We start from the raw sequence: 13795 nt of genomic DNA, 5'->3' as shown, positions 1-13795 counted from the left end.
AGGTTCTCGCACGTCCGTGGTAAACTGGGGGAATCTATCCCTTTTTAACGCTTCAGGACGATGAAAAAGAAAAGACCCGTACTTCAGGATGTAGCCGACCGCGTGGGCGTGACTAAAATGACGGTCAGTCGCTTTTTGCGTAACCCGGAGCAGGTCTCCGTGGCGCTGCGGGGCAAAATTGCCGCTGCACTTGATGAGCTGGGTTATATTCCCAATCGTGCTCCTGATATCCTTTCTAATGCCACCAGCCGTGCAATTGGCGTGCTGTTACCGTCTCTCACCAACCAGGTTTTTGCTGAAGTCCTGCGCGGCATAGAAGCCGTCACCGACGCCCATGGCTATCAAACCATGTTGGCGCACTACGGCTATAAACCGGAGATGGAACAAGAGCGCCTGGAATCAATGCTGTCGTGGAATATCGATGGTCTGATCCTCACCGAACGTAGCCATACACCCCGGACGTTGAAAATGATCGAAGTGGCGGGGATCCCGGTCGTTGAACTGATGGACAGCCAGTCTCCGTGTCTGGATATTGCCGTCGGCTTCGACAACTTTGAAGCCGCACGTCAGATGACGGCCGCCATTATCGCGCGTGGCCATCGCCATATTGCCTATCTGGGTGCGCGTCTTGATGAACGTACTATCATCAAACAGCGGGGCTACGAACAGGCCATGCGCGACGCCAATCTGGTGCCCTATAGCGTGATGGTGGAACAGTCTTCATCCTACTCCTCCGGTATCGAGCTTATCCGTCAGGCGCGGCGTGAATACCCGCAGCTTGATGGCGTCTTCTGTACCAACGATGACTTAGCGGTAGGCGCAGCGTTTGAATGTCAGCGTTTGGGATTAAGAATACCCGATGATATGGCGATTGCCGGTTTTCACGGTCACGATATCGGCCAGGTGATGGAACCGCGCCTGGCGAGCGTACTGACGCCGCGTGAAAGAATGGGCAGTATTGGCGCAGAACGTCTGCTGGCGCGCATCCGTGGTGAGGTAGTCACACCTAAAATGTTAGATTTAGGTTTCACCTTGTCACCGGGCGGATCTATTTAACCCAACAAGTTTGAAGTAGCTCACACTTATACACTTCGAGCACGAATGGATATTGCTTCTCTATTTATCCGGCTGGACAATGTTACCGATAACAGTTACCCGTAACAATTTCCTGATTCTTGTACCAGTGGGGGCAACGCTTTGAGCACGACTAATCATGATCACCACGTTTACGTTCTGATGGGCGTATCGGGCAGCGGTAAATCTGCTGTCGCCAGCGAAGTGGCGCATCAACTGCAGGCCGCGTTTCTTGATGGCGATTTTCTCCATCCGCGCAGCAACATCATGAAAATGGCTTCCGGTGAGCCATTAAACGATGACGACCGTAAACCGTGGTTACAGGCGCTGAATGACGCCGCCTTCGCGATGCAGCGCACCAACAAAGTTTCGCTGATCGTCTGCTCTGCCTTGAAAAAAGACTATCGTGACCAGTTGCGTGACGGTAACCCGAATCTCTCTTTCATCTACCTGAAAGGGGATTTTGACGTTATCGAAAGTCGTCTGAAGGCGCGTAAAGGTCACTTCTTCAAAACGCAGATGCTGGTAACTCAGTTTGAAGCGCTGGAAGAACCGGGTGCGAATGAAAACGATGTTCTGGTAGTGGATATCGATCAGCCGCTGGACGGTGTGGTAGCTAGCACCATTGAGGTTATTAACCAGGGCAGTAAGTAGTGACTACATTAACGCTTGTTTTAACAGCAGTAGGGTCCGTTTTATTACTGCTGTTTTTAGTGATGAAGGCGCGTATGCACGCCTTTGTCGCTTTGATGGTGGTGTCCATTGGTGCAGGTCTCTTTTCCGGTATGCCGCTCGATAAAATCGCGGCAACGATGGAAAAAGGGATGGGAGGCACGCTCGGCTTTCTGGCGATTGTGGTGGCGCTGGGGGCGATGTTCGGCAAGATTTTGCATGAGACGGGCGCGGTCGATCAGATTGCCGTTAAAATGCTGAAATCCTTCGGTCACAGCCGTGCGCATTATGCGATCGGTCTGGCCGGTCTGATTTGCGCGCTACCGCTGTTCTTTGAAGTGGCGATTGTGCTGCTGATAAGTGTCGCATTCTCAATGGCGCGCCATACGGGAACTAACCTGGTGAAGCTGGTTATTCCACTGTTTGCGGGTGTGGCTGCTGCTGCCGCGTTCCTGCTGCCAGGGCCGGCGCCAATGCTGCTGGCTTCGCAAATGCACGCTGACTTTGGCTGGATGATCCTGATTGGCCTGTGTGCGGCGATTCCGGGCATGATTATCGCCGGGCCGCTGTGGGGCAACTTTATCAGCCGTTACGTTGAACTGCATGTACCGGAAGACATTACCGAGCCGCATCTGGGCGAAGGCAAGATGCCATCCTTTGGCTTCAGCCTGTCGCTGATCCTGCTGCCACTGGTGCTGGTTGGTTTGAAAACCATCGCCGCACGCTTTGTGCCGGTCGGTTCTACTGCGTATGAATGGTTCGAATTTATCGGTCATCCGTTCACTGCGATTCTGGTCGCTTGTCTGGTCGCTATTTATGGTCTGGCCATTCGTCAGGGTATGGCGAAAGACCGGGTGATGGAGATCTGCGGACACGCGCTGCAACCGGCGGGGATTATTCTGCTGGTGATCGGTGCCGGTGGCGTGTTCAAACAGGTGCTGGTGGATTCCGGCGTCGGTCCGGCGCTGGGCGAAGCGTTAACCGGTATGGGCTTACCGATTGCCATTACCTGCTTTGTGCTGGCGGCGGCGGTACGTATTATTCAGGGTTCCGCGACCGTAGCCTGCTTAACGGCTGTGGGTCTGGTGATGCCAGTGATTGAGCAACTGAATTTTTCCGGTGCGCAGATGGCGGCACTGTCTATCTGTATCGCGGGCGGCTCTATCGTGGTCAGCCACGTGAACGATGCCGGTTTCTGGCTGTTCGGTAAATTTACCGGTGCAACTGAAGCGCAAACGCTGAAGACCTGGACGATGATGGAAACCATCCTCGGTACGGTCGGTGCAATTGTCGGGATGATTGCTTTCCAGCTGTTGAGCTGAGTCTTGTTGCTCGGTGGCGTTTACGCTTACCGGGCCTACATCAAGTACATATCCGCATCGTAGGCCGGGTCAGGCGAAGCCGCTACCCGGCTTTTTTATAGCACGACCAGCCCTTCTTCTGTTTTCAGCCAGCGCGGCGCTTTTAGCGTATCGGCGAAATAGCCCACCAGATCTTGCAGTAAGTCACCCGCCACGCGTTCCATCTCGTCAGACAGCGTTTTACTCATCAGCAGGTGCGTTAATAACTGACAGTAGCGCCCCATCTGGTCGGGTTCAGGCTCAAAGAGCGGAGAACGGGTGGGGAATGTTTCCACCGTCAGGCTGGCTTGCAGGTGATGCGGTACGGGTTCCGTTAAGGTTGGTTGCAATAGTGCCAGACAGGCCGACAGGCGCGCACATATCGCCAGTTTTTCAACCGGGTCATGGCATTCAACAAGTCCTTCGACAAAACGCTCGCAGTTATCCGCCAGCTCGGTGAAATCCGTGGCATGGCTAAAGGGCAGGGTAAATAAAGAGTGTGAAAAGAGAGGGGTAGTCGCCATAGGGCAGCCTCCGATGAGTGATTTTCATCCACCACTGGAGAGGCTAATCTCACTGGCGGTGGAACCGAGCAGGGTTAGCCTTACCGGCCTCATCGGATACCGGCGCGTCTTGCGACGCCCCCGCCCGGTCCACCATTGAAGTGTACCTAAGCGTGCGACACAAAAATACTTGCGTCACCGATGAAGGAGTTCAGAAGGCTAATTCTGGCACCTGATTTTGCAGGTGCAGCGAGAAGATAATGCTAATCCGCGATGCTGACAAGAGGGCATTCCGGAAGGCTCCTCGCAGAAATGAAAATACGCTTTTTCAGCGAGTTAAAAGCGTAAGGAATACCTGAAATTACAGCGCAATGCCGTTCAGTTAAGCATGTAGGGTGAACATGTGACTATTGCTCAGGTTTCCGTTCACCTCAGTGGTGTCATTTCTCTGAAACTCTGATACCCGTGAACGTGCAAGGGAGGCTCACCGCCGCCTCCCTTGCAACCCAGGCTCCCGGCGGGAAAATCGTCGCTGCGCGAGTTATTCGTCTTATTCCGTCTGCCTGTCGGGTCGGGGCCGAGCCTGCATCCATGCAGGCCGTCCCCTCTGCCCGCATCCCTGCGGGCAGACCCGGTCAGCCGTCAACACCTCATCGATTTTCAGCCGGACCAGGGTGTCGCTTCAGCGCTCTGGCTTTCAGCTATATCCGTTTTGCTGTGCAGACCGAAAATGCTAATGGTGAGGTGTGGGCTGGTCCGGCTGAAAATTGCCGACGCGTTTCCGTAAGGCCGGGAGAACCCGCAGGGATGCGGGTTCAGGGCGCGTTTTGCATGGACGCTGCCTCGCGCCCGGCCCGGTAGCCTGAAGGAATAAGCGGAGGGAACCACGAAGTGGCGATTTTCCTGCCGGAGAGCCGGGATTGTTAAGGGGGCTGCGTAGCCCCCTTAACACGTTCACCGGTGACTAGATCTCAGAGAAGCAATGAACATAATGTGAACGGAACCGTTATCCGGGTAACATGTCATCCAGTCCAAAAGGATAAATCACCCCTTCATCCACATCCGTACGCCATCGAGGAACATCTGGGTGGCCATCATCACCAGAATCAGTCCCATCAGGCGCTCAAGGGCGTTAACCCCTTTCTCACCCAGCAGACGTAAAAACAGCGAAGACTGCAACAAAATCACAAAGGTACCGCCCCAGGCGATCAGTAGCGCAATCACCAGATGCCCCATCTGATTCGGGTACTGGTGCGATAGCAGCATCAACGATGCCAGAATTGTTGGACCAGCAACCAGTGGAATCGCCAGCGGCACGATAAAGGGTTCTTCGCCTGCCGGAAGCCCGGTGCTATTCCCGGTGGCGCTGGGGAAAATCATTTTGATGGCAATCAGGAACAAGATGATGCCTCCGGAGATGGAGACGGTTTCTGCTCGCAGGTTAAGAAATGCCAGAATTTTCTCGCCCGCAAACAGGAAAATGAACATCACCAACAGAGCAATGAACAGCTCGCGAATCATAATCGCGCGACGGCGTTTTGGTTCGGTATGTTTCAATACGGACATGAAAATGGGCAGATTTCCGAGCGGATCCATAATCAGGATCAATAAAACTGCCGCTGAAATGATTTCATTCATAACTCAAATTCCCTGATAATTACCGCGGACTTTCTGCTTGCTTGCGCAGCGGGATAAGTCGCATTACTGATGGCTTCGCTATCATTGATTAATTTCACTTGCGACTTTGGCTGCTTTTTGTATGGTGAAGGATAGGCCAGTAGGATACTGGTTAGCATACACAGCACACATCTCTGCAGGAAAAAAACGCTATGAAAAATGTTGGTTTTATCGGCTGGCGCGGTATGGTCGGCTCTGTTCTCATGCAACGCATGGTTGAAGAGCGCGACTTTGACGCCATTCGCCCTGTTTTCTTTTCTACTTCCCAGCTCGGGCAGGCGGCACCGACGTTCGGTGGTTCGACTACCGGCACACTTCAGGACGCTTTTGATCTGGACGCGCTGAAGGCGCTGGACATTATCGTGACCTGTCAGGGCGGCGATTATACCAACGAAATCTATCCAAAGCTTCGTGAAAGCGGTTGGCAGGGTTACTGGATTGACGCGGCTTCTTCATTGCGCATGAAAGACGATGCCATCATCATTCTCGATCCGGTTAACCAGGATGTCATTACCGACGGTCTGAACAAAGGTATTAAGACTTTTGTCGGCGGTAACTGCACCGTTAGCCTGATGCTGATGTCGCTCGGCGGCCTGTTTGCCAATGATTTGGTTGACTGGGTATCCGTGGCAACTTACCAGGCGGCCTCCGGCGGCGGCGCACGCCATATGCGTGAACTGCTGTCGCAGATGGGGCATCTGTATAGCCATGTGGCCGATGAACTGGCGACACCTTCCTCTGCTATCCTCGACATCGAACGCAAAGTCACGACCCTGTCCCGTAGCGGTGAACTGCCGGTTGATAACTTTGGCGTACCGCTGGCCGGTAGCCTGATTCCGTGGATCGACAAACAGCTCGATAACGGCCAGAGCCGTGAAGAGTGGAAGGGGCAGGCGGAAACCAACAAAATTCTCAACACGTCTTCGGTGATCCCGGTTGATGGTTTGTGCGTGCGCGTCGGTGCGCTGCGCTGCCATAGCCAGGCATTCACCATTAAACTGAAAAAAGATGTGTCTATTCCGACCGTTGAAGAACTGCTGGCTGCGCACAATCCGTGGGCAAAAGTAGTGCCAAACGATCGGGATATCACTATGCGTGAGTTAACCCCAGCGGCCGTTACCGGTACGTTGACCACGCCAGTAGGCCGTCTGCGTAAGCTGAATATGGGACCGGAGTTCCTGTCAGCCTTTACCGTAGGCGACCAACTGCTCTGGGGTGCCGCGGAGCCACTGCGCCGTATGCTGCGTCAGCTGGCGTAATGCTGGACTGCCTGATGGCGCTACGCTTATCGGGCCTGTAAATGACGCGAGTCAGCAGGTCGGGTAAGGCAACACCGCCATCTGGCAGACACATATTGTGAATAAACATTGGGTGCTGAGTCGCCCTTTTTTTTGCGTAATACAGGAGTAAGCGCAGATGTTTCATTTTTTACCGGGAGTAAGATAAAGCATTGGCTATTCTTTAAGGGTGACTTAGTACCGGAGGTATTAAGTTGTTGCCTGAAGGTGGGACGACGCAGAGAGGATGCACAATTGTGCTGCGCCGTTCAGGTCAAAGAAGTGTCGCACCTGATGTCGAAAATCAGTTGGAAGGGGTGACACCATAAAACAGGAAGACAACCATGTCCGTTCGTATCGATAGAGACGTGATTAATGCGCTAATTGCAGGCCATTTTGCGGATCCTTTTTCCGTACTGGGTATGCACCAAACTGAAGCCGGACTTGAAGTCCGCGCCCTATTACCCGATGCCACCGAAGTGTGGGTGATCGAACCAAAGACCGGACGTAAAGTGGGCAAGCTGGATTGCCTCGACTCTCGCGGTTTTTTTTGTGCTGTACTTCCCCGCCGTAAAAATTTCTTTCGCTATCAGTTGGCCGTTGTCTGGCATGGACAGCAGAATCTGATTGATGACCCTTATCGTTTTGGCCCGCTAATCCAGGATATGGATGCCTGGCTGTTATCTGAAGGTACGCATCTGCGACCTTACGAGACGCTGGGGGCGCATGCAGACACCATGGATGGCGTTACCGGCACGCGTTTTTCCGTCTGGGCGCCGAATGCACAGCGTGTTTCAGTCGTGGGACAGTTCAACTATTGGGATGGCCGCCGCCACCCCATGCGCCTGCGTAAAGAGAGTGGTATCTGGGAACTGTTTATCCCCGGAGCCCAGCAGGGTCAGCTGTATAAATACGAGATGATCGATGCAAACGGTAAGCTGCGTATTAAAGCCGACCCCTACGCGTTTGAAGCGCAAATGCGCCCGGAAACTGCATCGCTTATCTGCGGTTTGCCGGAAAAAGTGGTGCAAACTGAGGAGCGCAAAAGAGCTAATCAGTTTGATGCGCCAATCTCTATCTATGAAGTGCATCTGGGTTCATGGCGTCGCCATACCGATAACAACTTCTGGCTGAGCTATCGTGAGCTGGCAGATCAGTTGGTTCCCTACGCAAAGTGGATGGGCTTTACCCATCTCGAACTGCTGCCGATCAACGAACACCCGTTTGACGGCAGTTGGGGTTACCAGCCTACCGGCATGTACGCGCCGACCCGCCGTTTCGGCACGCGCGATGACTTCCGCTATTTTGTCAATGCCGCCCATCAGGCGGGGCTGAACGTGATCCTCGACTGGGTTCCGGGTCATTTCCCGTCGGACGACTTTGGTCTGGCTCAGTTTGATGGCACCAGTTTGTATGAACACAGCGACCCGCGTGAAGGCTATCACCAGGACTGGAATACGCTGATCTACAACTATGGCCGCCGTGAAGTCAGCAACTATCTGGTGGGCAACGCCCTGTACTGGATTGAGCGCTTTGGTATCGATGCGCTGCGCGTGGATGCCGTGGCATCAATGATTTATCGCGACTACAGCCGTAAAGAAGGCGAATGGATCCCGAATGAATTTGGTGGTCGCGAAAACCTCGAAGCCATTGAGTTCTTGCGCAATACCAACCGTATTCTTGGTGAACAGGTTCCTGGTGCCGTGAGCATGGCGGAAGAGTCCACCGATTTTGCCGGTGTCTCCAGACCGCAGGATATGGGCGGTTTAGGTTTCTGGTACAAGTGGAACCTGGGCTGGATGCACGACACGCTGGATTACATGAAGCTGGACCCGGTTCATCGTCAGTATCACCACGATAAGCTGACCTTCGGCATGCTGTACAACTACACCGAAAACTTTGTTCTGCCACTGTCACACGATGAAGTCGTACACGGTAAGAAATCGATTCTCGACCGCATGCCGGGAGACGCATGGCAGAAATTTGCCAACCTGCGTGCCTATTACGGCTGGATGTGGGCCTTCCCTGGTAAGAAACTGCTGTTTATGGGGAACGAATTTGCTCAGGGACGCGAGTGGAACCACGACGCCAGCCTTGACTGGCATTTGCTGGAAGGGGGCGACAACTGGCACCACGGTGTACAGCGACTGGTACGCGACCTGAACCACACCTATCGTCATCATAAAGCGTTGCATGAGCTTGATTTTGATGCCTATGGCTTTGAGTGGCTGGTGGTGGATGACAACGAACGGTCGGTGCTGATTTTTGTCCGCCGTGACAAGGCCGGTAATGAAATTATCGTCGCCAGTAACTTCACGCCAGTGCCGCGCCATGGCTACCGTTTCGGCATCAATCAACCGGGCAAATGGCGTGAAATCCTCAATACCGACTCGATGCATTACCACGGCAGCAATACCGGTAATGGTGGGGCAGTTCACAGTGATGAAATCGCCAGCCATGGGCGTCAACACTCACTGAGCCTCACGTTGCCACCGCTGGCAACGATTTGGCTGGTTCGGGAGGGGTAATGACGCAACTGGCAACCGGCAACGCCACACCCCATGGTGCAACGTATGACGGCCATGGCGTCAATTTCACCCTTTTCTCGGCCCATGCCGAACGCGTTGAGTTATGCGTATTCGACGAGCAAGGTTGCGAACACCGCTATGACCTGCCGGGGCGTAGCGGGGATATCTGGCACGGCTATTTGGCCGATGCCAGACCAGGTCTGCGCTACGGTTATCGCGTGCATGGACCGTGGCAGCCTGGGCAGGGTCACCGCTTCAATCCGGCGAAGCTGCTTCTCGACCCTTGCGCGCGTCGGGTTGAAGGTGAATTAAAAGATAACCCTCTGCTGCACGGCGGGATTGATGAACCGGATCATCACGATAATGCCGCCATCGCCCTGAAAAGCGTGGTGGTGTCAGACCGGTATGACTGGGAAGACGATACCCCGCCACGCACGCCGTGGGGCAATACCGTGATTTACGAAGCGCATGTCAAAGGGCTGACGTATCTGCATCCTGATATCCCTGAAGAGATACGCGGTACCTACAAAGCGCTCGGTCATCCGGTGATGCTCGACTATTTCAAGCGTCTTGGCATTACCGCGCTGGAGCTGTTGCCCGTTGCACATTTCGCCAACGAACCGCGCCTTCAGCGGTTGGGGTTGTCGAACTACTGGGGGTACAACCCGGTGGCGATGTTTGCATTGCATCCAGCCTATGCCTGCTCGCCAGAGAGTGCGTTGGATGAGTTTCGTGATGCGGTAAAAGCACTGCATAAAGCGGGTATTGAGGTCATTCTCGATATCGTTTTGAACCACAGTGCCGAACTGGATCTTGAGGGGCCTGTCTTCTCGCTGCGCGGAATTGATAACCGTAGCTATTATTGGATCAGGGACGATGGTGATTACTACAACTGGACCGGCTGTGGGAACACCCTCAATCTGAGCCATCCTGGTGTCGTGGAGTATGCCTGTGAATGCCTGCGTTACTGGGTTGAAACCTGCCACGTCGATGGTTTTCGTTTTGATTTAGCTTCCGTCATGGGGCGTACGCCTGCGTTTCGTCAGGATGCACCCCTGTTTACCGCGATCCAAAACTGTCCGCTGCTCTCTCGCGTCAAACTGATTGCGGAACCGTGGGATATTGGTGAAGGCGGATATCAGGTGGGTAATTTCCCACCGCCGTTTGCCGAGTGGAATGACCATTTTCGCGATGCCAGTCGACGCTTCTGGCTTCAGCGTAATCTGTCTTTGGGAGAGTTTGCCGGACGTTTCGCCGCATCCAGCGATGTGTTTAAACGCAATGGCCGCAAACCCAGCGCTACCGTCAATCTGGTGACCGCGCATGACGGTTTTACGCTGCGCGACTGTGTGTGCTTCACAAATAAGCACAATGAAGCGAATGGTGAGGAAAATCGGGACGGCACTAGCAATAACTACAGCGACAATCATGGTAAAGAAGGATTAGGCGGCTCGCTGGACCTGATTGAACGGCGGCGCGACAGCATTCATGCGCTGTTAACCACGCTGCTGCTCTCCCAGGGGACGCCGATGTTGCTGGCAGGCGATGAGCATGGTCATAGCCAGCACGGTAACAATAACGCTTACTGCCAGGATAACGCGCTAACCTGGCTGGACTGGCAGCAGGCAAACAGTGGGCTAACGACATTTACCGCCGCCCTGATTCATCTCCGCCAGCAAATCCCGGCTCTTACCGGAGATTGCTGGTGGGAAGAAGGCGATGGCAATGTCCGCTGGCTGAATAAGTACGCACAACCCTTAAGTGCGGATGAGTGGCAAAACGGCCCGAAACAGATGCAAATCCTGCTTTCAGACCGTTTCCTGATTGCAATAAACGCCACGCTTGAGGTGACAGATATCGTTTTACCTGAAGGGGAATGGCATGCCATTCCCCCATTTGCCGGAGAGGACAATCCGGTGCTTACGGCTGTCTGGCAGGGACCTGCGCACGGACTGTGTGTGTTCCAGAGAAGATAAAAAAGGAGTTAGTCATGGTGAGTTTAGAGAAGAACGATCGTGTAATGTTGGCGCGCCAGCTGCCATTAAAATCTGTTGCCCTGATCCTGGCCGGTGGCCGCGGTACCCGCCTGAAAGATTTAACCAACAAACGTGCTAAGCCTGCCGTGCACTTTGGCGGTAAATTCCGCATTATTGATTTTGCCTTATCCAACTGCATTAACTCCGGGATCCGTCGTATTGGCGTGATCACGCAGTACCAGTCACATACCCTGGTGCAGCATATTCAGCGTGGCTGGTCATTCTTTAGCGAAGAGATGAACGAGTTTGTCGATCTGCTGCCCGCCCAGCAAAGGATGCAGGGCGAAAATTGGTATCGCGGCACGGCGGATGCGGTGACCCAAAACCTGGACATCATTCGACGCTACAAAGCGGAATATGTGGTGATCCTTGCAGGTGATCATATCTATAAGCAAGACTACTCGCGCATGCTGATCGACCACGTTGAGAAAGGTGCACGTTGCACCGTTGCCTGTATGCCAGTGCCTATCGAAGAAGCCAGTGCGTTTGGCGTAATGGCTGTTGACGAAAACGAAAAAATTATCGAATTCGTTGAAAAACCAGCGAATCCACCTGCTATGCCAGGTGACCCCACTAAATCTCTCGCCAGTATGGGGATCTACGTTTTTGACGCCGATTATCTGTATGAATTGCTGGCAGAAGATGACCTGAATGAAACCTCCAGCCACGATTTTGGTAAAGACCTGATCCCGAAAATCACCGAAGCTGGCATGGCTTATGCACATCCATTCCCGTTGTCCTGCGTGCAGTCTGATCCGGAATCCGAGCCATACTGGCGTGATGTGGGAACGCTGGAAGCCTACTGGAAGGCGAACCTCGATCTGGCCTCGGTAACGCCTGAACTGGACATGTATGACCAGAACTGGCCAATCCGTACACATATGGAATCACTGCCGCCAGCGAAATTCGTGCAGGACCGTTCCGGTAGCCACGGAATGACGCTGAACTCGCTGGTTTCCGGTGGCTGTATTATTTCTGGTTCGGTGGTGGTGCAGTCCGTACTGTTCCCGCGAGTGCGGGTGAATTCTTTCTGTAACATTGATTCGGCAGTGTTGTTACCTGAAGTCTGGGTTGGACGTTCGTGCCGCTTACGTCGTTGCATTATCGATCGCGCCTGCGTCATTCCTGAGGGCATGGTGATTGGCGAAAATGCGGAAGAAGATGCTCGTCGCTTCTACCGCTCAGAGGAAGGCATTGTGCTGGTCACGCGTGAAATGCTACGCAAACTGCAAATCAAACAGGAGCGATAATGCAGGTTTTACACGTTTGTTCAGAGATGTTCCCCCTGTTAAAAACCGGGGGACTGGCGGATGTTATTGGGGCGTTACCTGCGGCACAAATTGCGGACGGCGTGGATGCCCGCGTGTTGCTTCCGGCGTTTCCTGATATTCGTCGCGGCATTCCTGATGCGCAGGTCGTGACGCGTCGGGATACTTTCGCCGGACGGATAACGCTGTTGTTCGGACATTACAACGGCGTCGGCATTTATCTGATTGATGCGCCGCATCTCTATGACCGTCCCGGCAGCCCGTATCACGATACGAACCTGTTTGCTTACTCCGATAACGTACAACGTTTTGCGCTGCTCGGCTGGGTAGGCTGTGAAATGGCCTGTGGGCTTGATCCATTCTGGCGCCCGGATGTGGTGCATGCGCATGACTGGCACGCTGGCCTGGCGCCGGCGTATCTGGCGGCGCGCGGCCATCCGGCGAAATCGGTGTTCACCGTACACAACCTGGCGTATCAAGGCATGTTTTATGCAAAGCATATGGATGACATCCAATTGCCATGGTCGTTCTTTAATGTGCACGGACTGGAGTTTAACGGGCAGATTTCATTCCTGAAGGCCGGTTTGTACTACGCCGACCATATTACGGCGGTGAGTCCGACCTACGCACGGGAAATTACCGAGCCGCAGTTTGCCTATGGCATGGAAGGGTTGTTGCAACAGCGTCATCGTGAGGGGCGTCTTTCCGGCGTACTGAACGGTGTTGATGAAAAAATCTGGAGCCCGGAAACCGATCTGTTATTGGCATCGCGGTATACCCGTGACTCGCTGGAAGAGAAGGCCGAGAACAAACGGCAGCTACAGATTGCGATGGGACTTAAGGTTAACGATAAAGTGCCGCTGTTTGCTGTTGTGAGCCGTCTGACCAGTCAAAAAGGGCTGGATCTGGTGCTGGAAGCGCTGCCTGGGTTGTTAGAGCAGGGCGGACAACTGGCGTTGCTCGGCGCGGGCGATCCGGTATTGCAGGAAGGGTTCTTAGCGGCGGCCGCGGAACATCCAGGCCAGGTTGGCGTGCAGATTGGTTATCACGAGGCCTTCTCGCATCGCATCATGGGCGGGGCCGATGTGATATTGGTGCCCAGCCGTTTTGAGCCGTGCGGCTTAACGCAATTGTATGGACTGAAGTACGGCACGTTGCCGCTGGTGCGGCGTACCGGTGGGCTGGCTGATACGGTGTCTGATAGTTCGCTGGAGAACCTGGCGGACGGTATCGCCAGTGGGTTTGTATTTGAAGATAGTAATGCCTGGTCGCTGCTACGGGCGATCCGGCGTGCTTTCGTATTGTGGTCCCGGCCTTCGCTTTGGCGGTTCGTACAACGTCAGGCCATGACCATGGATTTTAGCTGGCAAGTCGCGGCGAAGTCTTACCGTGAGCTTTACTATCGCTTGAAATAGATATC

Annotated in this window: 10 protein-coding genes; 8 read left to right on the top strand and 2 right to left on the bottom strand. The window is 53.9% G+C overall.

Annotated features, from left to right (window positions below; translation table 11 throughout):
- The first annotated feature begins 60 nt into the window (after positions 1-60).
- The 3 genes from gntR (at position 61) to gntU (ending at position 3068) form a co-directional block, all read left to right on the top strand.
- Positions 61-1056: a gluconate operon transcriptional repressor GntR gene (gntR, locus tag NNO03_RS02095; protein WP_271441373.1), complete on the top strand. Its 996-nt coding sequence runs from the start codon at positions 61-63 to the stop codon at positions 1054-1056.
- 141 nt (positions 1057-1197) lie between these two features.
- Positions 1198-1728 carry a gluconokinase gene (gene gntK / locus NNO03_RS02090; RefSeq protein ID WP_032940611.1) on the top strand — a complete coding sequence of 177 codons (531 nt, stop codon included), beginning with the start codon at positions 1198-1200 and terminating at the stop codon, positions 1726-1728.
- Entirely contained in the window at positions 1728-3068 is a 1341-nt protein-coding gene (gene gntU / locus NNO03_RS02085) for a gluconate transporter (RefSeq protein ID WP_137381956.1), read from the top strand. Before gntK ends, gntU begins: the two co-directional genes overlap by 1 nt.
- Before the next feature lie 95 nt (positions 3069-3163).
- On the opposite strand, the gene NNO03_RS02080 is transcribed toward gntU, so the two are convergent.
- Positions 3164-3610 carry a hypothetical protein gene (locus NNO03_RS02080; protein WP_271448675.1) on the bottom strand — a complete coding sequence of 149 codons (447 nt, stop codon included), beginning with the start codon at positions 3608-3610 and terminating at the stop codon, positions 3164-3166.
- A gap of 1023 nt (positions 3611-4633) precedes the next feature.
- Positions 4634-5227: an NAAT family transporter YhgN gene (gene yhgN, locus NNO03_RS02075; protein WP_006687438.1), complete on the bottom strand. Its 594-nt coding sequence runs from the start codon at positions 5225-5227 to the stop codon at positions 4634-4636.
- A gap of 191 nt (positions 5228-5418) precedes the next feature.
- Here yhgN and asd point away from each other — a divergent pair, with 191 nt between their 5' ends.
- From asd to glgA, 5 genes are all read left to right on the top strand, one after another.
- Positions 5419-6525 carry an aspartate-semialdehyde dehydrogenase gene (gene asd, locus NNO03_RS02070; protein ID WP_271441375.1) on the top strand — a complete coding sequence of 369 codons (1107 nt, stop codon included), beginning with the start codon at positions 5419-5421 and terminating at the stop codon, positions 6523-6525.
- Positions 6526-6887: 362 nt separating this feature from the next.
- On the top strand, positions 6888-9071 hold the full coding sequence (gene glgB / locus NNO03_RS02065) for a 1,4-alpha-glucan branching enzyme (protein ID WP_271448674.1): 2184 nt from the start codon (positions 6888-6890) through the stop codon (positions 9069-9071).
- Positions 9071-11047, top strand: coding sequence for a glycogen debranching protein GlgX (glgX, locus tag NNO03_RS02060; RefSeq protein WP_271448673.1), 1977 nt, complete (start codon positions 9071-9073; stop codon positions 11045-11047). The genes glgB and glgX overlap by 1 nt, the downstream gene beginning before the upstream one ends.
- 14 nt (positions 11048-11061) lie before the next feature.
- Positions 11062-12357, top strand: a complete 1296-nt coding sequence (gene glgC / locus NNO03_RS02055) for a glucose-1-phosphate adenylyltransferase (RefSeq protein WP_271441378.1) — start codon at positions 11062-11064, stop codon at positions 12355-12357.
- Positions 12357-13790 carry a glycogen synthase GlgA gene (glgA, locus tag NNO03_RS02050; protein WP_271441379.1) on the top strand — a complete coding sequence of 478 codons (1434 nt, stop codon included), beginning with the start codon at positions 12357-12359 and terminating at the stop codon, positions 13788-13790. The genes glgC and glgA overlap by 1 nt, the downstream gene beginning before the upstream one ends.
- The last annotated feature ends 5 nt before the right edge of the window (positions 13791-13795 follow it).

It is taken from the genome of Citrobacter sp. Igbk 16 (assembly GCF_028069755.1).
Lineage (GTDB): Bacteria > Pseudomonadota > Gammaproteobacteria > Enterobacterales > Enterobacteriaceae > Citrobacter.
Note: the sequence above shows the minus strand (reverse complement) of the source record. Positions and strands in the feature narration are given on the sequence as shown.